Raw genomic sequence first — 21,380 nt, 5'->3', positions numbered from 1 at the left:
TCCGCCTCGCTAATCCTCGATCAACAGCCATGCCGCTTATGTGAATAATGGGATCGGCCAAGTGCACGCACGATCATCTTCCGTGTGTGGCTGGCTGTGATACGCCGAGCTGGCCTGAAGAGACCTTCCCAGAAATCCCCAGCCTGAGGGGTGGATTGCAAAGCACTTTCCAGGCACGAACCAGGTGTGCTACTACACATGCGGCGTGCGTTTCTCGTGTGCCCCGAGGAAGGAAGCATCCAGCATTGCGAGACATCGATCCGGAACCCGCATTGAAAGCCCCAAGAGCGGAATTCGGTGTTCATCTTCGTGAATACCGCATAGTGGCTGGGAGGCGGCAAAAGGAACTTGCCGCAATGCTCGGCTGGTCTGTCTCGAAGATCAGCATGGTTGAGCGCGGGGAACGTCCGGCCGACGAGGAATTCGCCCGCGCCGCCGACACTGCGCTGGAAGCCGACGGCGGACTGCTGGCCCGCTGGCGGGAGACCGTCGAGCATGCCGGCCGGTGGCCGATCTGGCTGGCTCAACTCGTCGAGATCGAACAGCGGGCGGACATGCTTCGCGCCTGGGAGCCGCTGATCGTCCCTGGCATACTTCAGACCGAGCAGTACGCCCGAGCCATTTTCCGGGGCAGGCCGAGAACCACTCCCGACCTCGTCGAGCAAAGCGTCGCCGCCCGGATGGATCGCCAGCGCATCCTGGAGCGGGAAAACGGGCCTACGCTATGGGCAGTGCTGGATGAGGGGGTCCTCGTCCGGCCTATCGGTAGTGAGGCGGTTATGAACGAGCAACTCACGCACCTGGCCGCGATGGATGATCATCCGCGCGTTCACATTCATGTCCTTCCCCACAATGCGTGGCTGACGACCGGCCTGCAAGGTGCCTTCATGCTCGCCAGCGGACCAGAGATGCCCGATACGGCCTATATTGAGTCGATCACCCTGAGCCAGATCACCGCCGACTCCGATCGTGTCCTGGACGTCAAGTCGAGGTATGAGATGTTGCATGGTGATGCCCTTCCCCGCAGGGCGTCACTCCGATTGATCGAGGAGAAAGCCAAGCGATGGAAGTGACCAACGAGGATCTGGACCGCGCTGCTTGGCGCAAGGCCGCACGCTCTGGCGACAACGGCAATTGCCTAGAGGTTGCACCGCTACCCGGAGGCCGTGTCGGCATCCGCGACACTGAAGCCCCCGACCAGGCTCCCTACGTCGTTTCAGCATCGGTTTGGGCTGCGTTCATCGATGGCGCCAAGAAGGGCGAATTCGACTTCTGACGATTACGGACGTTGGAATCGACTGGGGCTCGCTGGCGGCGAGCCCCTGTCCCTGCTGCCGGGTAGGGCGATCGACCCCTTCCAACAAGAGCAGTATGTCAGCGCCTACCGCTTGACGCCGAAGGCGCTCGCGAGGTTGGCGACGAACTGGAAGCGCTCCCCAGTTGAATTGCCGATCCGTGTCACCGTGTACGGCGACCAGCTGACCTTCCGCAAGCCGCCGAGACCTGCTCCTGCTCGCCTATCCGCTCGGCGGTTCGGTCCATGCTGAGCTGCCGCGATACGTGAGTACGCCGTCCCGCTGGACTTGACAGCGCGGCTAGAGGTGAGCGTCTATAGCCCGTGCCTCAGCCGGTCCGGGGATCAACGCCATGCGGTTGATCGCGGGACCGTACGTCCACCAGGACACCTGACGGGCCGAGGTCAGATCAGATCGCTGGAGGAAAGATGTACGTCTTGGGTAAGCTCGCCCATTCCCGCACCACCCCTGGGTCGATCGACTGGTTGAACGCCCGGACTGACAACCGCGGGGCGAGTCGGATCTGTAGAAGCGGCGAGCTCCGTCGACGCCGACTCCTACATGGCAGTGTGAACCGCCCAAACGGCACTCCATGTGGGCTCCTCCGCCACGCCAACACCACCCATGAGCCGGACAGTGTCCGCCCGGTAGACCCCAAGGTCCGGCGTGCCGTACGCCAGCTTGCCCCACAGGGAGCAGTCGCCCAAGTACCTGTGTTTCAAATAGGGGTTATTGGCCGATGACCAGGCATGATGAGCTGCTGACCGTTCCTCAGGTCCTCAAAGAGCTGGGCGGCGTATCCCGTCGCACCTTCTACCGCTGGCGTCAGATTGGCCGTGCACCGGTCTGCGTCCAGCTGCCGAACCTCGAACTCCGCGTCTGGCGGAGCGATCTCATGGCCTGGCTCGACTCACGACGGGAGTCGAGGTGAACACCACTTACGACGTGAAGCTAGGCCAGATCCAGCGGCGCTTCAACAAAAGTACGCCCGCCTACATCGCTCGCTGGCGAGTAGCCGGCAAGGAAAGGTCGAAGAGCTTCCGGACCAAGGGGCTGGCCTACGCCTTCATGTCCGACCTACGGCAGGCGACCAAAGTAGGGGAGGAGTTCGACCTCGGCACCGGCCTGCCTGTGTCGAAGTGCGCGCGGCGATCCTCCGGGCCATCGTTCCTCCAGTTCGCTCAGGCGTATGTCCTGCGACGCTGGAACTCGACGGCACCTCGAACCCGAGAGACAGACGCGTACGCACTGCTGTCTCTCATCCCCGTGCTGGTCACCGACGCGCCGCACCGTCCTGCCGATGGGGAACTCAGAGAGGTTCTACGGATCCACGCGCTGCTCCCGGAGAAGCGGCGGGCCGACCTGACGACGGCACAGGCCGTGGCTCTGAGTTGGTTGGAGAGGGCCTCATTGCCGCTGACGGCCTTCGAAGAAGCGCAGGTTCTACACAAGGCCCTCGAAGCCGTATCCATCACCTTCTCCGGCGCACCGGCGGCGGCGAACACGGTACGCCGCAAGCGCGCCATCCTGCATCACCTCCTGGAGCATGCAGTCGAGGAGCAACTGTTCAACAGAAACCCGCTGGACAAGATCAAGAGGAGGCCGCCCAAGTCCGTAACGCTCGTTGACCCCCGGACGGTGGTCAACCCCACCCAAGCACGGCAACTCCTCGATGCAGTGCCGAAAGTAGGCCGCAGGCGCGGTCCTCGGCTCAAGGCCCTTTTCGCATGCGTCTACTACGCCGCACTCCGGCCGGAGGAAGCGGCGGACCTGCGGCTGACCAACTGCACGTTGCCGGACGCGGGCTGGGGCCTGATCGTCTTGGAAAGGGCGCGGCCCCAGGGAACGAAGCGCTGGACCAACTCCGGCGAGACCCACGAGTCACGCAACCTGAAGCACCGCGCGGACAAGGAAACACGAGAGATCCCCATCCCGCCCATCCTGGTTGCCATGCTTCGCGAGCACATCGCCGAGTACGCCACAGCCGAGGACGGCAGAGTCTTCCACACAGGTACCGGTGGCACCTACTCCAGTTCGGCGTACTCCTACGTCTGGCAGGAAGCTCGCAAACTCGCGCTCACCCCGGCACAGTTCGCCTCATCCTTGGCTGCTCGACCGTACGACCTGCGGCACGCTGCAGTTTCGCTATGGTTGAACGCGGGCGTCCCGGCCGTCGAGGTGGCCAAGCGCGCCGGCCATGGCGTGGATGTCCTGCTGCGGGTTTACGCGAAATGCGTGGATGGTCAGCAAGAGCAATTCAACGGCAAGATCAATGATGCTCTGACCGAGTAGCCTGCACGGATCTGCTTCCGGCCCCGGCCTGGCCGGGGCCGTTCACTCCCAGTCTTGCGCCTTTCGTGGCGTTCCACCACGGTACGCAACGCTCTACCTGGGTGACTCGGTCTGTCGGCCCCTTGCTCGGTCATGGCAAGACTGACAGGAAATGCGATACCGCCGCTCGGTGAGCCGTACATGCGCATGAGTGCCATGAGGTGCAGGCGGATACCATCCGGGAGTCGGTGGAAGTGGCGTCGTCGCCACGTTGATGAGGTCTCGGTCTTCAATCGGCCAGATTCGTGCGAGTCGATCACTTGGGTCGGCCGGAAGTCTGCGTCGATGCTGCGTCCGTGTCGAGAACGATGGGCCTGAGCTGCCGAATGAACTCGGCGGCGTCCTTCTGGGGATCCCTGTTCGAAGGCGTATCGTCGAGCGACACGCTGAGTCCACGGCTGCCGTCTCGGGCCCATGCCCAGCCGGCGGTCTGGTATTTCACCCCGGACTCCACGATGGTGAAGGTGAATCCGGGCCCGGCGTCGGCAGGCAGGTCGACTCCATCTCTGGCTGCTTTGGCTCCCTCCAGCCTGCTCAGTGGTAGCTCAGACGGATCGTCGATCTCAATTTTCAGGCGATAGGCGCTGCTGGTGGGGGGATTGGTGTAGACGGAACAGGACTCGAGATGCTTGCCATCTTTGGACATGTACTTCTTGACGGTGAAGTCGCTGAGGCCGGTGGCGCGTTCGATGGATTGCCTTGAGATCAAGTCGCACACCTTCGGCGCAACGGTGACATCGCCGAGCGGCCGGGTGTCTGGTGCGGGTGGCGGGGTTGGTGGTGGAGAGGCGGAGCAGGCGGTCAGTAGGCCTGCCGCAAGAAATAACGTCGTGGTTGGTGTCAGGATTCTGAGACTGAAGAACGTTTCGTTCATGGCCTTTGCTGTCGACTAAGAGTTCCGGTTTATTGCGGAATCTGCTCCGTAAAATACGCGGTCCGTCGCCTTGTTCATGTAGAGCCACTCCCTGTAAGCCTTCAATTCTGTCGCAGTCATCTCGCCCTTTGGTTTGATCCTCCCGTTCGCCATGAAGTCACCGTCAGAGCCTTTCGGGTACTGCTTGGAAGCGTAAGGATGAGTCGGGGCCGGTACCGATCCGTCGCCGAAGAGTCCGTGACGCATCATGGCCGCCGCAGTGGCGTCGCGAAACATTTCCTTGGCATCTTCGATCGCATCGCCGGCCGCTACTTTCGCCTTGTCTTCCGATTTGGACGTGAACTGTCCATAGATGTGTTCCTTTGCCTGGCCCACTAGCAGCCCGACGAACTTGCCCTGCGGTCCTGGAGCCAGATCGATGATCTTCGTGACCATGTTCTTGTACATCGCGTATCGCTCGTCGTTCTTCCTGGCTTCCTCGATCTTGGCGATGTTCCCGGCATCAGTGATCGCGTACGTTGTCTCGCTGAGGTCGTTCACCATGCCCTGGAACTGAAAAGATCCGCCGCCGCTGCTCATCGTGTTCTCGAGGATCTCCTGTCGCTTGTCGTTGATCTGTTCCTTGGTTGCGCCAGGGTGCGACTTGTGCCATGCCGCGAACTTGCTTCTTACCTCCGCGGCCAGTTCGGACGCTGTCTCGTCCAGGACCTGCACTGAGTACTGCGCGTGGGCCGCCGCCACGGTCTTGAACGCTTCGTTGTCATTGAACGCCCACGTCATGGCCTTCTTGAGCTCGTCCTTGTTGAGGACGGCGCCATAGGGCTGTATGCCGGAGAGGGACTTGTCCGGGTCGTAGGCGGCGTCCACGCCGTATTCCTTGGTCGCCGGCGCCTGATTGGCCCGGTGAACGTCACTGATGTAGTTCGCATAGAGGGAAGCGGCCCAGGTCCGGGTGTTCGGCAGGTTCTGCTGCACCTTCTCCTCGGCCCAGTAATGGCTGGCCCATGACGCGATGAGCGCGGACTTGTATCCGCTCGACTGCTCCCGGGGCATGCCATGGTCCCGGAACTTCGTCGAAGCCTCGAAAAGGGCCTCGCCGAGCAACTTGTCGCTCCCCGCTGCCCACCGTCGGTCACGCATCAGGTAGGCCAGCGGCCTGCGCTGGGGATCGGCGAAGAAGTCCTGGCCAACCTTCGGGTGATGGATCAGAGCATTCAGCACTGCGCTCATGGGACTCTGGTCAGGGCCGGGCCGCACCTTGTTCGTGCCGGAAAGCGGCAACTCCAGCTCGACGGCCCGTGCCTGGGGATGGGCAACGTCGTAGTCGTAGACCCGCTTCACCACGTTGAGCAGGAACGCGTGGTCGAACGTCCCCTTGCCGAGGAGCTTGCCGAGGGCGAACGCGCTTTGCGGGTCGCCCAGATCCTTCAGCAGTTCATCGGCGTACTTGTCGGGCAGCTTCCGGGCCCGGGAGGCGGTACCCAGGATGGTGCTGAACAGGTCGGCGACCTTCTTCTCGGTGCCCAGGTCCTTGTCGTCCGGGCGGCCGGTGGGAGGAAGATCTGTTCTGAACATGCGGGAGATCAGTCGCTTGAGCTCAGCAGGAGGGAGTTCCTTGGCGAACGCGGCCGCGAAGAGTGGGTCGTTCTTGTGCTTCTCAAGTTCGGCGATCGTCTTAGCGTTCAAGGTCCCGGATTTGACCTGCGCCCGGATTTTCGCTGCCACGGCCTGGGCGGCGGTGGCGCCATCCGTGGTGCTGGACTGCCAGTCCGCGCCGTCCGCCCACATCATGCCATCACGGTCGAGCCCCACGTCAGGGGTGGCGAGAATCAGGTCCAGGCGACCTTGAAGGTCCGGTGGCCTCGCACTCATCTGGTCGGCAACCATGCGTAGCGCGGGGGAGGCCCAGAGCTCGACTCCGAGACGACCGAGCGCGTTTTCGACCTGGCGGCTGGACTCCCGGAACTCAGGGCCCGTGCGCTTGAGCATGGCGATGAGCTTGGTCATGAGTTCGGGGTTGATGCCCACCTGAGGACTCATCGAGACACCTCGGACGCGGCGAGGCCGTGAAGGGTGTCCAGAGCCGCACGGAAGTAGTTCTTGGTGTCGCGCTCCCACTGACGCATGTCAGCGGAGAGCTTGTCTCCCTCCGGTCCTTTCAGTGCGCCACCCTCGGCAAGACGGATGAGCTCACGTAAATCCGCCTCGCACTGATCGGAAAGACGCTCGATCTGCCGGCGAGCGGTCTCCACCTCATCTTTCGTCGGCATGACGGCCTGACCCAGGAGAGACGACTGGACGCTTGAATGCTAACCCCGGGTGGCGCAATAGGGATGAGTCCGACCAAGTGGATATCACTCGAACCTGGTAGCCCTGGCCGTACGTACAAGGTGGAAGTGGCTGCGGACGTGCAGGCCAAAGACAGTAGACCTGCCGAAACTCTGCCGTGCAGTGGAAGCACCATGCCCGTGTTGACGAAGGACGCCCCCTAGGCCGTGAAGGAGTCTCCGTCGGTCAGCTCTGCCGAGGGGAACACCGTTATAGCTGAAAAGCTTCTCGCCGGGGGAAGGGTTTCTTCCGGAATGGAGCGCGCGCACTCATCCAGGGCGAAGAGAACAGCTGCGGGGTCAGTTACGCTGATCGGGTGGCGTTCCAGGAAGGCGAGCTGGCGCTGTGTCAGCGTCCGTGCGGATACCTTTCCGTCACCTTTCAAGATCAAGACGGAACCGACCAGCAGGACTGCCTGCTCGGTTCCTTCGAGCGCCTGCAGCAGGTTAGTGACAGCCTCGGCCTGCTTGCTGTCATTGTCAGCCTGCCGGCTATGGATGGTCGCCAGTTCAACCCCACGCCGGACCTCCAAGGCAATCTCTTTGGCCGGCTCCGAGGTGAGGAAGTTGATCGCAGCTAACTTGAACCGGCGAAAGAATGACCCGTGCATCGGGTCGGAGTCCGGGGTCGCGGACCAGCCGAATGACTCCGTCAACTTGAACAGCGCCCTCTGCACGGCAGGAGCCGCCTCGGTGTTGCTCAAATACACGGCAGCGATCTGTCTCTCGGGATTGTCGCTGTTTGCCGAGCCTAGAGCTGCAGCCTGTGACCCAATAGCACTGCGGAGTGCATGCTCCATAACGTCATGACTCACCGAAACCACTGGCAACTCGTCAAGTTCATGGTTCTCGATGGCCCTGGAGATTTTCAGAACAGTCGGCGGCCCACAGGAGCACCCCCGATCCAACACGGCGCTTCGGGGGTTGCCCCGGAGTAAACGGACGCGCAAGGAGCGGCCGTCAGCAACGGTCGCAAGAAGAAGAACTGCCTTGATCCGGAGCGCGAGCACGTCGATGTCGGACAACGACTCGACGACTGCCACACCTGCACTGGCAAAGGCCACAGTGAACATGCGCTGCCGAAGCCACTCCCCAAGCTCGAGGACAAACCCCCCGAGCTCGCGACGTTCCAGCATTAAGTCAGCGATCTGCCAAGCGTCCTTGGGCGCCGTCGCGGCCGCTTGCATGGGCCGGAGGTGCCTCCGCCACGCGGGGGCATTCTCCAGCCAGGGAAGCAGATCCCGCGACAGATCCTCGCCGCCGTCGTCCTCGAGCACGATCAGAACGGCGGGCCAGTCTTGGTGACGCGGGTTCTGGCAATCCACAAGATCCTCACCCAGATGAGTGCCGACCGTCGCTAAGAACCGCAAACATAGCCCACCGCCACACTCTGTAGTTGGTCAATAAACAAACTGGAAGGCCGGCCATAACGTCATCTACAGCCCCGCAGGCAAGGACAGCATCGCGCTCCTGACATAGGTGGCTCGGCTGATCCGCGAGCAGCGTTCAGCGGCCGCATCGTCGTCCTGCACAACAATCTGGGCCGCGCCCGCTCCGACGAGCCAGTCCGGTGGACTCAGCGTGGAGGACCTGGCCCGCGAGCACGCTGCCGCCTACGGATTCGGGTTCATCGTCCGCCGCGGGCGGATCTGCAGCTCGCGGACCAGGCGGCGGTACTTGTCGTGGTCGTAGCCGCGGTCGGCGAGCACCGCGTCGGGACGCTGACGCGGCCGGCCACGCTTGCCGCGGACCTTCGGGATGGCGTCCAGCAGCGGGCGCAACTGGGGGGCATCATGCCGGCTGGCGCCGGTCACAATGATCGCGAGGGGGATGCCGGTGGCCTCGGTGATCAGGTGATGCTTGCCAGGCGTCGCCAGCACGTCATGCCCGAGCCAAAGCCAAGCTCTTGGGGCAGTGCTCCCAGGCGATCCCGGTGTGCAACACGAACAAGACGCCCTGCGGTGCCAGCCTGTCATCCAGCCGCTTACGCCCTGGATGCCGGAATCGCCGCTGACCCTGCGGCAGAAGCGGTTCGATCACCGCCCACGGCTCGTCGCTGACCTCCCACGGCTTCAGCTTGGCCACCCGCGCCCCTCTCGCTCGGCTCCAGCAAGAGATCAATGCACAACAGAGATCATTCTGTTAGGCGCTCTAAGTGGCGACCGCGTCATGGGACCTGGGAAGCGGGCCGAAGGAGCCAGGTTCCTCCTCCGCGCCCGCGACACCAAATTACGGAGCTCTTCAAAGAAGTTGTCACGTCAATTGGCTTGAGTCGCCCCACGTTCGGACGATGTGCGGCCGCCATGTCGCAGTCAGAGAATCCCCGGATCCCTGCCTTGTGATGCTGCGTCCATTTGTTCCCAGCTTGTGCCCGTACGGCGTAGGGGGAAGTCGCGGCTACTGGTGGGCCGCTCGTAACCGGCGGGGGCATGCTTGGGCCAGAGTCGGTATGCGCAGTTGTAGCAGTCGGTGTGCAGATGCCAGTCAGTGGTGGTAGCCACCGTGGTGGCGTGGTCGGGGATCTGGCTGCCGCACACCGTGTGCTCGCCATCCAGGCTAACGTGGATTCGGCGCTGACTCTGGGTGCCAGTTGCGACCCAGCGGCCATCCTCCTGGTGGTAGGCGGGGCGGGTCCAGGTAACGATCGTCATCGTCACGGGACTGGCCGGCTCCTCTCCATATGGCGGCGGCGTAGTGGCGCGGGAGGGGGACGCCGCTGCGATTGTGACGGTGGACAGAGCCTTCTCCACCTGGGTTACGGCGGCGGCCAGGCGAGCCCTGTCGTGCTCGTCCAGAACGAGCTCACGCATCTGATGGGCCAGCAATTCCAGATGGTTGGCCAGCAGGACACAGGCGTCGGCGGCGATGTCTACGGGGTTAACCGGCGAAGGAGTGTCGTAAGCGTGGGGGGCCGTCATGAGCGCGACGGTACGCCGGACCCGGGCTACCGCGTGGTTCCTTCGAGGCGTAGTCAGATAAGACCAACCTCTCGGTCAGGCTCACTTCCGGGTTAAGCAGGGGGTCATCTCCGAGGTGCAGCGGAGCCGTACGGCGGCGCTTCCGCATGTCGTTCAAAGGCCATCTGCTGCGGCCGCCGCTGTTGCGCCATCAGCGCTCAGTCAGCCGTGCGTCTGCACGTTGCGGGTAACGCTCCGTTGCCACCTTGAAGGCTCAAAGGTCATGGGCCGGCTGCGCTGCTGCCCGCAGCGCGCCACCACGATCGTGCAGGCCGTCTTCATCCCGCAATTCACAGATGAAGGCCGCCACGCAGGATGAAAGGTTCTCACTAATTATCATTGCAGAACGCGTTCTTCCCTGATGGCGGGGCTCGCACAGCCTGGGAAAATCTCCGCAAGCCCATGACTGGGTGGATGAGGTCATCGATATGCGCAGAGCTGTCGGCACTGCCGGAGATTCAAAGGCCTGGGACGCCCACGAAAGTATCACCAACCCTATAAACGAGGGCAATCTTTGCGTGATCTAGCAGGTCCTTGATGTCATCGTGTGGCTCCTCTGGTAGCAGCACAGCGAGAGCAGGTTTGGCCGGAACTACGTGACGGCTGTAGTCGAAGAGTTGACCAATTGCCATGCGCACCGCGTTGCGCCCCATGTTGCCCTTGAGCTCGTACAAGACATGAGCTGTCGTATCGTACAAGTCCGTTAGCATCGGCGCTGCGAGGCCCTTTATTTTGAGCTCGAATCGCTTGAGTTCCCGGCCGTGAGCCTGCATGAATTTGCGGAACTCTGCATCGAGTTCTGCTTCACGACGCTGAAACTCGAGTTCAGGAATAGCAGAGCGGGATCCCCGCCTCTTGGAGTTCTTCTCCGGGTCGATGAGGGAGCTCGTCGTGACGTCGACAGGAACAAGTACGGCCGTGGTCTCGCTAGCTGGAGGAATGTTGTCTGAAACTAGCTGCTCGAACGGACCTGTAGGACGCAGTCGGAATACGATCACCTTGCGCATGACGCCGGCCTTATTGGCTCTCCAGCGCGCGTCGAACGGCTGTTGCTCGTCAAGGTTGAATCGACCCACATAGCGATGTAAGACAGTATCTGAACCCGGCACTGTCCCAGCGGCTTTGAATAGGCGTAGTGCCCGTCCCTGGAGGGCATGGTCCCGGATTGACCTGTTGCCAACACCGTCGAACGTCTGGTCGTTCAGTCCGTGTCCTGTGTACTCGAACAACGGTCCGTTCTCATCCTCTGGGGCCCACCCGTCGATGTACCCAAGCTCTTCGCCAACCTTTGGGTCGGAGTAGATCAGCACCGTGGGGGTGGTTCCGGAGGGAAGGACGCCGCCCTGTGACCCGCCGCCGAAGATTGCTGCTAGCTCTGCTCTGGTCTTGATCTCGCCCGGTAGGAGTTCCATGTCGAGCGAAGACTGTACGACTTCACTGTCTGCCACTTCACGGACATCCACTACCCGGAAACCTAACCTGCGAAGTCGTGGTGCAGCGGCGGCTTCGCCGCCTGAGAAACCATGCGTCTTGCCTGTAGCGCTCAGGTGCGCAGCCTTCAAGATTGCTTTTGAGTCATAGAACGCACCATCGTGAATTAGGAAGAAGTATCGTGCTTGCCCGGACTTGTGCGCGTCGAGAAATTTCTGTCGTCCCATGTCCTTAGCGAGCTCGATCGCCTTGAGAACATGCTCGCGAGTGACCTCAGCCAACGTCATAGGGATGAGCATAGGGAGAACCGCCGACAGTTTGAACCTCTGCGTCAGCCGGATCGAACATCGTTACCTTCTCGGCCGAGCCGATCACCTAAGCTGAGAACCCCGACCGGGTCCACCAGCTGATTCGCGTGCCGCGCCTTCTCATGGTTCCGTGGTCTGTCCCTGCCAGAAGACGATTTCGGCTTGAGTAGCCAAGGTAGCGGGGTGGTCGGTGCCAAGTGTCCTCACCTGGTCGGCGAGTAGCTCTTGGAAGGCGATGACGGCGCCGCGATAGTGTCCGGTCTCGCCTCGCCAGCGGGCGAGCTGGTGGCGAGTGGCCAGGGTGTGATGGTGATGGGGGCCTAGGATCCGGACCCGGTCGGTCAGGAGCGATTGGAGTGCTGCAAGGGCACTGTCCCGAGCGCCGGACTTCCATTGCCAGATTGCGGCACCTTCGCGGCTGGCCAGGGTGTGTGGATGGTCGGGACCAAGTGTCTTCGATCGAGCTTCGACGATCTCCTCGGTTTCGGAGAGAGCATGTGCGATCTGGCCGGCCTCACCGTGGTATCGGGCGATGTTGTTCCTGGTCACCAGTGTGTGGACATTGTCAGAGCCCAGGGTCCTGGTCTGGATGGCGAGGAGTTCAGTGAGTTCAGCGATGGCGCCGGTCGGGTCGCCGGCCTGCCCACGACATCGAGCGAGGTCAGTCCTGGCCCGAAGAGTGTCGATGTGTTCGGGACCCAGGATTCGTACTCGATCGGCGAGGAGTGCGGTCAAAGCTTCCACCGCGCCGTGGGCGTCGCCGGCCATGCCTTGCGACCATGCCGCATCGCCGCGGACTGCGAGGGTCTCCGGGTGCCAGGTTCCCAGAACTGTGATCATGTCCGAGAGTAGCTCCTTGTAGGCGTCTCTAGCCTCGGCCCAGTGCCCCGAGTGTCCCGTCCAGTACGCGATCCACTTGCGAAGGACGAGAACGTCGAGGTGGTCCTTGCCGAGCGCCGGTGTGGCAGCGGCGTGGAGTTCACGCAGGTAATGGAGCGCGGCGCTGTCTTGACCGGTGTTCCCGAGGGTATGGCCGGCGTGGACAAGGACGGGGTGAACACCTGTGTATGGGTCTATGAGCACGTTGCCAGCGGCCGCGCGCAGCGCCGCGGTATTGGACCAGAGCATTTGGGCACGGGTGCTCTCACGCTCGTCCGCGGCGCGCACTTGGAGCAGAGCATCTGCGGCGGCAGTTGCCACCACGCGCTGCTGGGATGCATCGATGTCTTCTCGGACCGCACGTTGTATCAGTGCGTGCACCCGCACGGTACTGGTGGTCTCATGGATGGTAGCCAGGTTGAACCGGTGCAGCAGGCGCACCGCATCAAGGATGTCGTCGGCGTCCAGGGACGCTCTGGTACGGCGGGTGCAATACTCGATGGCCGCTCCGGTGCTGAACAAGTTGATGGGTACCGAGTTCGGGTCCAGCATCGCGGCCAGTTGCAGCAGGGGCTTGGCTGCTCCTTTCGGCGGGAGTCGGTCGGCCATGTTGATCGATATCGCCCAGGTCGCCGCAAGCGAGGACCGGTGCTCGTCCGGTAGCACCTCCGGTGCTAGATCAGGCAACTGTCGTCTTTGATCAGCCAAGCGGCGGCGGTAGTCTGCGCAGTCGAGGCCGCGGTCGACGATGTATGTGGCGGCTTGAGCCAGTGCGAGCGGCAGATGGCCGAGATCGGCTGCGAGGGCATCGGCGTCGGCCAATCGTTGCGGTTGATCACCGAGCTTGTCGCGCAGATATCGTACGGCCTCGGCTGGTGTGAACACGTCGACGTCGAGTAGGTGTCGCCCGGCAAGCAGGGCAGCGTCACGACGGCGCGTGGTGACCACTGTCCGGCCCGTCGGAGTAGTGGGTGGCCATAGTCCCGTCAGATCGGCCGGGTCGGTGAGATCATCGAGCACGACCAGCCATCGGCGGTCGGTGCTGGCCAGCCATGCGAGGAGCCGTTCCGCCGCTTGGGCCGGGTCAGGATCTTCGACGCCGGTGACGTCGGCGGCTGCCTGGGCGTAGCGGGCCACGACACCGCTGCGGGACGTTGCCGTCGCCCATATCAGCAGGTCCACGCCCTTCTGATTCCACAGCCGGTGGGCCAGCCTGGCAGCGAGTTGTGTCTTGCCGACCCCGCCGAGACCAGACAACACCTGGCATACCAAGGCGGTCCCCGCCGCTGCAACAGAGAGATCGTGGTCTGCTCGACGGTCCAGGCGGCGGTCTGCCAGAGGTGGCAGTCCGCCGACGCGGTGTGGCCACGAGATCGCAACCCGGCTGTGGAAGTGGTTGTGCTGGGTATTGTGATCACCCACCTGCCATCCCTGGACCAGGCGGGCGCCTGTCTCGTGCCTGGCGTTGTCCATGGATGCCGACTGGTCAGGAGAAGGTGTTGTGCTGGGTGTTCTGGTCCCCGATCTGGACGCCCTGGGCCTGCCGGGCGTCGACGTGGTATCTGCCCGACGCCCCCCCGGCCCGGTCAACCAGGCTCAGCAAGGCGAAGGCGGTGGCGAGAAGCTCCTCATCCTGATCCGCACCGGTCTCGGTGAGGTCGCGACCGAGACGCGCCTCCCAGACCCCTGGCTCGGTCTCCTCCGCGTCGAGGGCGTGCTCGGCTTGTTGTCGGCCAAAGAGGCGGCGACGCAGCATGTCGCGGAGACCGGCGTAGGCGTCCTCCACTGCGGCGCTGGCTGCACCGCTCACTCCGGCGCCGGCGCCGGCTGCCAGTGCCGCTGCGATCAGCTCAACGCCTGTCACCGCTGTGCTCCTTCTGCCGCGACACGACTGATGGCCTGTTTCTGAGAGCCCACCGCCACGCCGATGCCCTTACCAACTCGACCGGCGGTCGGCCCCCCTCATGGTGGTGAACAGGCGCCCTTGGTCCGGTTCAGCACACGTCCTGACACCACCTCATCATCGCGCGAATGGAAGATCACGTCACGCCATGCGGCAAACATCTCATCGATGTCGCTCTTCCGTTGTGAAGGGACTGTCTAGATATCGGTTCTGTCGCAGATTCGGTGGTGACGGACAATGATATCAGGTCACGCTGAGTTGTGATAGACGTCGACGAGTTGGTGCAGACGGTGTTCTCAGGGCTATCGCCGCTGGTGGTGGAGGACATAGCGGACCAGGGTGAGCAGATTCGGGTACGGGCGCGAACCCCGAACGGCTCTTCTGCCGCCTGCCCGACCTGTGGAGCCGGGACAACTCGCGTGCATGGCTATCACGAGCGCACTCTGGCCGATGTCGCGGTGGACACACGTCGCGTGCTGGTGATGGTGCGGATCCGCCGCATGGTCTGCCCGACCCGCGGCTGCCGCCAGACCTTCCGGGAGCAGCTGCCCGGCGTGCTGGAGCGCTACCAACGCCGCACGCCCCGCCTGGCCTCACAGATCGGAGCGGTGGTCCGCGAACTGGCCGGCCGTGCCGGCGTGCGCCTCTTGTCCGCGATGGCCGTGCACCTATCCCGGCATACCGCCCTGCGGATCCTGTTACGCCTGCCCCTGCCACCGCCGCGCGTACCCCGGGTGCTGGGAGTGGACGACTTCGCCCTGCGTCGGCGCCACCGCTACGCCACCGTGCTGATCGACGCCGAGACCCGAGAGCGCATCGACGTTCTACCCGGCCGCACCGCCGATGTGCTGGAGGCGTGGCTGCGCACCCATCCCGGAGTGCAGATCGTGTGCCGAGACGGCTCGGGCGCCTACGCCGAAGCGATCCGCCGCGCCCTGCCTGACGCCGTCCAGGTGACTGATCGCTGGCATCTATGGCACAACCTCGGTGAGGCCGTCACCAAGGAAGTCGCCACACATAGTGCCTGCTGGGCCAAGGCTGGGCCCCCGATCAAAGACGGCAAACGCGCCCAGACCACCCGCGAGCGCTGGCAGCAGGTCCACGACCTGCTGGGCAAGGGAGTCGGCCTGCTGGAGTGCGCCCGCCGCCTCAATCTGGGCCTCAACACCGTCAAACGCTACGCGCGCGTGTCTGAACCCGAACGCCTGCAACGCGCCCCGCAGTACCGGCCGACCCTCGTCGACCCCTACCGCGACCACCTCAAACGCCGCCGAACCGACGACCCCGCCGTCCCCGTCCTGCACCTGTTCAACGAGATCAAAGCCCTCGGCTACCCGGGCAGCTTCAATCTCCTCTACCGCTACATCACCCAGGGCCGGGTTGAAGCCGACCGCCTACCCATCTCCCCACGCCGCCTCGCCCGGCTCCTGCTCACGCGGCCCGACAACCTCAAAGACGAGCGTCGCCGGCTGCTCAACGAGCTCACCACGGCCTGCCCCGAGATGATCGACCTGGCCGGGCTCGTCCGCGACTTTGCCGACCTGCTCCGGCCGAGCAAGGGCAACGCCGACCGCCTCAGCACGTGGATCACCACTGCCCGCACCGCCGACCTCCCTCACGTGCACGCCTTTATCCGCGGCCTCGACCAGGACCGCGACGCCGTCCACGCGGCCGTCGCTCTGCCGTTCCACAACGGCGGCACCGAAGGCGTGAACACCATGACCAAGCGCATCATGCGCCAGATGCACGGCCGCGCCGGCTTCACGCTGCTCCGCCACCGCATCCTGTTGGCCTAACGCTCCGTCACCACCGAAAGAGAGACAGAGCCGTTATCTAGACAGTCCCGAGTTCCAGCGCCGGATGTCGGAGCTGGGCCGCCTGCTGGGCCATTGATCTCTTCTGCTTGTTCGTTCACGGTCTGGGATCAACCGTGCGTAGCAGATTGAGTAGCCCGTCGATGGCCCGGTACTGATCTCGAGAGAGCGGGTCCGGGGTGAAGTGCATCAGGTCGTTGCGAATCTCGCGAACCTCGTTTAGATGGTTGAGGACAAGCTGGTGATCGAGCTGCCACCCTAGAAGTGACCAACGTTGTGGATCTTTCAGAAGGAAGAGATAGTCACCGAAGGTAAGATCCGCAGCTCGGTGCACCTTCGATTTGCGGTGTGGTTGTACGGCGTCTCTGAGGTCGTCCACGGTGAATACTTCGTCGGTGACGCGTCGGAGTCTGTTTTCGGCTTCTTCGATAAGGACGAAGGGGCGTGCGAGGCTTCCGAACTGGCCGGTGAGGTCGGCGGCGGTGAGGATGCCAGTGACGTGCACACGATCGGCGTCGCGCACGAAGATGAAGCCGTCGGCGTAGATGGCCTCGATTTGATCGAGGAGAAGCGCGTCATGGTCCACGACCCGGGCCGACGTAATGGCGCTTTGAAGGGAGGGCTGACTCGTGGCGATGTGAGCGCGGCCGATGGACTCCCAGCTGAGAGCTCCGCGGTAGGTGCCGTCGGTGTCGATTACAGCGATCTGAGAGAACCGGCGTTGCAGCATTAAGGTCTTGGCGTAGGTCAGGGTGACTGTGCTGGGCACGGAGACGAGCGGCGTGGGCAGGCTGCCTAGGCGCAGGCTCATGTGCTCGGGTTCTGAGACGTCCTCGGTGTTGGCGGTGTCGTCGATAGTGGTGGCGCCGGAGCCGGGTTCGGTGCCGAGGGGAATGAGGGCGATCTCGTCGCCTACTGAGCCTTCAGTGAAGGGCGGACGGGTCGTCAGTCCTTTGTTGGCCAGGTCGGCTCTGATAGTGGCGATGACGGGGCCAGTACGCCGCCGTTGGCCCCAGTGCTCCAGCAGACTGCGGATGGTCAGCCGGCGTGGACTGGCGGGGTCTCGAGAAGCCGCGTCTTCGAGGAGTTCATCCGCGCTGGTAACTTCTTCCTCGCCCGCCAAGCCGGGATCAACGCCGGTGTCGGCGATGGCGGCGATGCGGCCTGCGGCGTTGTTGCGCGTCAGTCCGCAGACGGTTAGCAGCGAACTCAGGCTGGCGCGCAGGTCGGGTCGGATGGCTGTTAAGGGCACGTCGCTGCGGAGCCAGTCGACCTTCCGCACCTGTTGGAAGTCTTCAGACTCGTGTGGACGATACTCGTAGGGGCCGGTGACTCTGCCGATGGCGAGGTGGCCGGCGGGCGACTTCAGGGGCATGGTTACTAGGTCGCCGATGCGGATCTCGGTGGTGAATCGCCAGAGTTGCCCGGTCCAGTTGGGGATGACGTTCGGGGCCGCTGCTGGGAATGCCAGGCGTAGTGCCTGGGACAGCTGTTCTCTATTCGGATAGCGGCTGAGGTCTCCGGCCTCATGCCATCCAACGATGACCAGCCCCTCTTGCAGCGCCCGCGTCTCGCGTTGCCCTTCCCGGCCACCGCGGATCATCCATGCTCGTGGCTCGGCAACCGGCCGGACGTCTTCGTGCATCCATCGGCCCCTCTCTGGACTGAGTATCCAGAACCTGCCAGATGTATGACGATGAAACAAGAGGGAAATCGGATTGTCCTGAATTGTGGGCTTTAGTCACTGTATGGACGGGCGGCATCGGCGCCGATAGAACTAGGCTCAGTTCGCGAGCCAGCCGAGGTTGATGCTAAACGTCTTGCGATGTTGACGATCCCATGAGGCGAAGACGGCGACAAACTCCGTCATTATCAGGTAGAGCTGGAACGAGCGGATTGGAGTCCATAACGGCCTTCGGTGTTCCAGCGTAGGCTTTCCCGCCTAACAATTCTGCATCGCCTGGATTTGAGGTCGTAGGTCATATGGATCACCTCGTCGACCAGGAGTCGGGGAAGTTGATGCACGGACACTGCGCCGTCCGCATGACGAAGCTCAGATGCCTGGATCAAGGCGCGCGATGGTGTCTAGCGGTCGGTCGACTTTCCCCTGACTGGGGATGCTAGATCGCTCTACACTTGCCGATCGTGGACTGGATCGAACGGGTCGCCGAGATGCGGCGCTGGACCAGAGGCGGCGAGCGCGCCCCGCATAAGCCGCTCCTTCTCTTGTACGCGCTGGGGCGTTTTCAGCAGCACGGCAACCAACCCATCCACTTCAGCGCCGCTGAGGCCGAGCTGAAGAAGCTGCTCAAGGAGTACGGTCCACCCCGCGACACCAGTCCCGGTTACCCATTTCACCATCTGACGAACGACGGCCTCTGGCTTGTCAACACCCGCCATGGCGCGGGCAGCCCCGGTCCAGAACTGGGCCGCCTTCGAGACAGCCAGGCCACCGGCCGCCTGCACCCCGATCTGGCACGCGCCCTGTCGGAGGAGCCCAGCCTGCTGGGGCGAATCGCCCGCTTTCTCCTGGACGCCAACTTCGCCCCGTCTCTGCACGCCGACCTGTGCCTGCTGGCCGGCCTGGACCTGGAGGCGCTCGACACCGTCAGAGAGATCCGAAAGGCTGTGCGCCGTGATCCGGGCTTCCGCGACCGGGTCCTCATGGCGTACGAATACTGCTGCGCGTTCTGCTCTTACGATGGCTGGCTGGATGGCACGGTGGTGGGTTTGGATGCGGCGCACGTGCGCTGGTGGGCTTTCGACGGGCCCGACGACATGTCGAATGGGCTTTGCCTGTGCGCCATCCACCACAAGCTGTTTGACAAGGGCGTCCTTGGATTGACCAAGGAGCGTACCATTGCCGTTTCGGCCAAGTACGTGGGCCGGTCGGACGCATCCCGCGCCATGGTGCTCTCCCTGGCCGGCCGCCCTGCTAGGAATCCTCAGCCTGGCCTGGACGCAGTCGAACAGGGACACATTGGCTGGCACAATAGTCAGGTTTTCCGCTCGCCCGCCCGCCTCTGAGGCCGTCGCCAGTGCGGTCCGTAACTTGTGCCTGCCGAAACCCTTAGCGTGCAGGTCAAGCGGCATACGAGTATTTGTGGAGGATTCCGCCAAGCCAGGCTCCTTGGCGTGAGCTCAGATGTCCGCCAGGCCAGAGGTCAGAATCTTATTGCGATAGGCATGGTGCATCACCAGATGGGGATCACCTCGTGGGAGCCCGTGCAGGGGCACGGCACCTGACGCGATAGAGGAAGATCGGGAACATGCCGATATTCATGCCGTCCATGGACCGGTGCCCCTTCTGCGACTACCTCGCCGGGCTGCACCCCGTCACCATCTTGGAACAGGGGGAGCAGGTTGCCATTCTGGTCACCCGTTGGCAGCGTGGACAAGGGCATGTGCTGGTGATCCCGATCGCTCACCGTCCGACAGTCATGGACCTTGGGCTTGATCCGGTTTGACGGACATCTGAGATCAGGGGCTCGTCCCCGGAAGGATGTCCATGATGGAGAGCATGGGGAAGAAGAAGCCGCGTCCTCGCCGCTCGTTCACGCCGGAGTTCAAAGCCGAGATCGTCGAGCTGTGCCGGCGCGGTGACCGCTCGGTCGGGCAGGTGGCCAAGGACTTCGACCTGACCGAGACCGCAGTGCGCCAATGGATCCGCCAGGCCGAGGTCGACGCCGGTCAGCGGGACGGGCTGACCAGTAGCGAACGCCAGGAACTGGAGGCGTTGCGCCGGGAGAACCGGCGGCTGCGCGAGGACGTCGACGTCCTCAAGCGAGCGACAGCTTTCTTCGCCAAGGAGACCCGGTGAACGTGCACCCGTTCATCGAGGCGGAGAAGCAGGGCGGTCACAGCGTCAAGCGGGCGTGTGAGCTGCTGGGAGTCTCCCGTGCCGCCTTCTACGCCCGCCGCTGTGGCGTGCCAGGGCCCCGCGCGATGCGCGATGCGGAGCTGGCCGAGCGCATCGCCGAGGTGCACGCGCGCTCACGAGGCAGCTACGGCGCGCCGCGCGTCCATGCGCAACTGCAGCAGGACGGGCGGCGGTGCGGGAGGCGGCGAGTGGCCCGGCTGATGCGTGCGCTCGGCCTGGCGGGACGGTATCGGCGCCGCCGGCGGCAGACCACCATCCCCGACCCGAGCGCCGACACCCGGCCGGACCTGATCGTCCGAGACTTCACACCCGATGCGGCAGCCATCGATACCCGCTGGTGCGGCGACATCACGTATATCCCGACGGAGGAGGGCTGGTTGTATCTGGCCACCGTCATCGACATCGCCTCGCGCCGGGTGGTGGGCTGGGCGACGGCCGATCACCTGCGCACCGACCTGGTCGCCGAGGCCCTGCGCCAGGCTTGTGCACGCCGCCGCCCCACCAAGCCGGTGATCTTTCATTCGGACAGGGGCTGTCAGTACACCAGCGCCGCCTACGCCGCCCTGGCTGAACGGCTTGGGGTGCGGCTGTCGGTCGGACGCACGGGCCAATGCTGGGACAACGCGCTTGCCGAGTCGTTCTTCGCCACCATCAAGGGCGAGCTTCTCGACGCCCAGCCCTGGCCCACCCGCGCGGCCGCCCGCAGCGCGATCTTCGAGTTCATCGAGGGCTGGTACAACCTGCACCGCTTGCACAGCAGCCTGGGCTACCGTAGCCCCGCCGACTACGAGGCTGCCGCAGCAGCCTGAACACCACAACGATGGTGTCCGTCAAAGCGGAACAAGCTCACCTGGCCCCAGCAGAGGAGCAGCCATTGATGAACGCTGTGCGGCGGGCGGCCCGGGCCATCACAACCGCCTATGATGCCAAAGGCATCGCCGTCTGGCAGAACAACGGAGTGCCCGCGCGCACCAGACCGTTCCTCATGTTCACTTTCATGTCGCCGGCACTCTGCCCGAAGGCGGCACGCAGGCGGGCGATGTCCCTTGTCTCGACCTCGAAGAGACCGACCAGATCGCCAAGCGTCTCAGCTCTCACCTCTGAGGGACCCGCCGGGGGATGAGATCCCGTGGGCCCTGGCATGACGCCTCGTATGCGGCTATTCGGCGCGCAGCATGCTATGAGACGGCAATCCGACGAGGATGATTGACCGTTCCATCGCCTGATCTTGCTTCCAACGGCATTTGTTCAGGGGACAACGCCCACCGACTGATCTTGCCTCATCAGGGGGGCGGGATGCCCGATTCTCGTGACGGAGCACCAGCAGCTCAACAATCTTGGGCAGATCAGAGGAGAGCAGCACCGCCAACAAGCCGAACGA

General features: G+C 63.6%; 17 protein-coding genes and 2 pseudogenes. 9 read left to right on the top strand and 10 right to left on the bottom strand.

What is annotated here, in order from left to right; all coding sequences use genetic code 11:
• Positions 1–245: 245 nt before the first annotated feature.
• The 4 genes from AB0C33_RS15535 (at position 246) to AB0C33_RS15520 (ending at position 3,587) form a co-directional block, all read left to right on the top strand.
• Positions 246–1,073: a helix-turn-helix transcriptional regulator gene (locus AB0C33_RS15535; protein WP_358287784.1), complete on the top strand. Its 828-nt coding sequence runs from the start codon at positions 246–248 to the stop codon at positions 1,071–1,073.
• Complete coding sequence (locus AB0C33_RS15530; RefSeq protein WP_358287781.1) at positions 1,064–1,276, top strand: DUF397 domain-containing protein; 213 nt, start codon at positions 1,064–1,066, stop codon at positions 1,274–1,276. Before AB0C33_RS15535 ends, AB0C33_RS15530 begins: the two co-directional genes overlap by 10 nt.
• Before the next feature lie 758 nt (positions 1,277–2,034).
• The gene (locus tag AB0C33_RS15525) at positions 2,035–2,226 is read left to right on the top strand and encodes a helix-turn-helix domain-containing protein (protein WP_358287778.1); all 192 of its coding nucleotides are present in this window, start codon (positions 2,035–2,037) and stop codon (positions 2,224–2,226) included.
• The gene (locus AB0C33_RS15520) at positions 2,223–3,587 is read left to right on the top strand and encodes a tyrosine-type recombinase/integrase (protein WP_358287776.1); all 1,365 of its coding nucleotides are present in this window, start codon (positions 2,223–2,225) and stop codon (positions 3,585–3,587) included. The genes AB0C33_RS15525 and AB0C33_RS15520 overlap by 4 nt, the downstream gene beginning before the upstream one ends.
• A gap of 295 nt (positions 3,588–3,882) precedes the next feature.
• Here AB0C33_RS15520 and AB0C33_RS15515 read toward each other — a convergent pair whose 3' ends face one another.
• The 6 genes and pseudogenes from AB0C33_RS15515 to AB0C33_RS15490 form a co-directional block, all read right to left on the bottom strand.
• Positions 3,883–4,500, bottom strand: coding sequence for a hypothetical protein (locus tag AB0C33_RS15515; RefSeq protein ID WP_358287773.1), 618 nt, complete (start codon positions 4,498–4,500; stop codon positions 3,883–3,885).
• 15 nt (positions 4,501–4,515) lie between these two features.
• Positions 4,516–6,540, bottom strand: a complete 2,025-nt coding sequence (locus tag AB0C33_RS15510) for a DUF6571 family protein (protein WP_358287770.1) — start codon at positions 6,538–6,540, stop codon at positions 4,516–4,518.
• Entirely contained in the window at positions 6,537–6,770 is a 234-nt protein-coding gene (locus tag AB0C33_RS15505; RefSeq protein ID WP_358287767.1) for a hypothetical protein, read from the bottom strand. The genes AB0C33_RS15510 and AB0C33_RS15505 overlap by 4 nt, the downstream gene beginning before the upstream one ends.
• Before the next feature lie 218 nt (positions 6,771–6,988).
• The gene (locus AB0C33_RS15500) at positions 6,989–8,104 is read right to left on the bottom strand and encodes a hypothetical protein (RefSeq protein ID WP_358287764.1); all 1,116 of its coding nucleotides are present in this window, start codon (positions 8,102–8,104) and stop codon (positions 6,989–6,991) included.
• A 381-nt stretch (positions 8,105–8,485) separates the two neighbouring features.
• Positions 8,486–8,903, bottom strand: a pseudogene (locus tag AB0C33_RS15495) (transposase); the annotation flags it as partial.
• A gap of 236 nt (positions 8,904–9,139) precedes the next feature.
• On the bottom strand, positions 9,140–9,745 hold the full coding sequence (locus tag AB0C33_RS15490; protein ID WP_358287762.1) for a hypothetical protein: 606 nt from the start codon (positions 9,743–9,745) through the stop codon (positions 9,140–9,142).
• 152 nt (positions 9,746–9,897) lie between these two features.
• Between AB0C33_RS15490 and AB0C33_RS15485 the strand changes: the two are divergent.
• Positions 9,898–10,103 (top strand): annotated as a pseudogene (locus AB0C33_RS15485) (IS5/IS1182 family transposase); the annotation flags it as partial.
• 139 nt (positions 10,104–10,242) lie between these two features.
• Here AB0C33_RS15485 and AB0C33_RS15480 read toward each other — a convergent pair.
• From AB0C33_RS15480 to AB0C33_RS15470, 3 genes are all read right to left on the bottom strand, one after another.
• Positions 10,243–11,502, bottom strand: a complete 1,260-nt coding sequence (locus AB0C33_RS15480; RefSeq protein ID WP_358287759.1) for a hypothetical protein — start codon at positions 11,500–11,502, stop codon at positions 10,243–10,245.
• 141 nt (positions 11,503–11,643) lie between these two features.
• Positions 11,644–13,875, bottom strand: a complete 2,232-nt coding sequence (fxsT, locus tag AB0C33_RS15475; protein ID WP_358287756.1) for an FxSxx-COOH system tetratricopeptide repeat protein — start codon at positions 13,873–13,875, stop codon at positions 11,644–11,646.
• 13 nt (positions 13,876–13,888) lie between these two features.
• On the bottom strand, positions 13,889–14,266 hold the full coding sequence (locus AB0C33_RS15470) for a hypothetical protein (RefSeq protein ID WP_358287753.1): 378 nt from the start codon (positions 14,264–14,266) through the stop codon (positions 13,889–13,891).
• A gap of 329 nt (positions 14,267–14,595) precedes the next feature.
• On the opposite strand from AB0C33_RS15470, the gene AB0C33_RS15465 reads away from it, so the two are divergent.
• On the top strand, positions 14,596–16,101 hold the full coding sequence (locus AB0C33_RS15465) for an ISL3 family transposase (RefSeq protein ID WP_358289055.1): 1,506 nt from the start codon (positions 14,596–14,598) through the stop codon (positions 16,099–16,101).
• Between the two features lie 115 nt (positions 16,102–16,216).
• Here the strand turns inward: AB0C33_RS15465 and AB0C33_RS15460 are convergent, their stop codons facing one another.
• Complete coding sequence (locus tag AB0C33_RS15460; protein ID WP_358287750.1) at positions 16,217–17,764, bottom strand: CBS domain-containing protein; 1,548 nt, start codon at positions 17,762–17,764, stop codon at positions 16,217–16,219.
• 500 nt (positions 17,765–18,264) lie between these two features.
• Between AB0C33_RS15460 and AB0C33_RS15455 the strand changes: the two genes are divergently transcribed.
• The 3 genes from AB0C33_RS15455 (at position 18,265) to AB0C33_RS15445 (ending at position 20,808) form a co-directional block, all read left to right on the top strand.
• Complete coding sequence (locus AB0C33_RS15455; protein ID WP_358287747.1) at positions 18,265–19,146, top strand: phosphorothioated DNA-binding restriction endonuclease; 882 nt, start codon at positions 18,265–18,267, stop codon at positions 19,144–19,146.
• Between the two features lie 242 nt (positions 19,147–19,388).
• A complete protein-coding gene (locus AB0C33_RS15450) occupies positions 19,389–19,586 on the top strand; it encodes a hypothetical protein (RefSeq protein WP_358287744.1) in 198 nt (65 codons plus the stop codon).
• A gap of 53 nt (positions 19,587–19,639) precedes the next feature.
• Positions 19,640–20,808 (top strand): IS3 family transposase gene (locus tag AB0C33_RS15445; protein WP_358289052.1). Its coding sequence is split into 2 segments (ribosomal slippage): positions 19,640–19,904 and positions 19,904–20,808, totalling 1,170 coding nucleotides; the frame shifts between segments, so codons are not numbered across the junction.
• The last annotated feature ends 572 nt before the right edge of the window (positions 20,809–21,380 follow it).

It is taken from the genome of Nonomuraea sp. NPDC048881 (assembly GCF_040649795.1).
Classification (GTDB): domain Bacteria; phylum Actinomycetota; class Actinomycetes; order Streptosporangiales; family Streptosporangiaceae; genus Nonomuraea.
The sequence above is the reverse complement of the archived record's forward strand: the minus strand, read 5'-3'. Positions and strand labels throughout refer to the sequence as shown.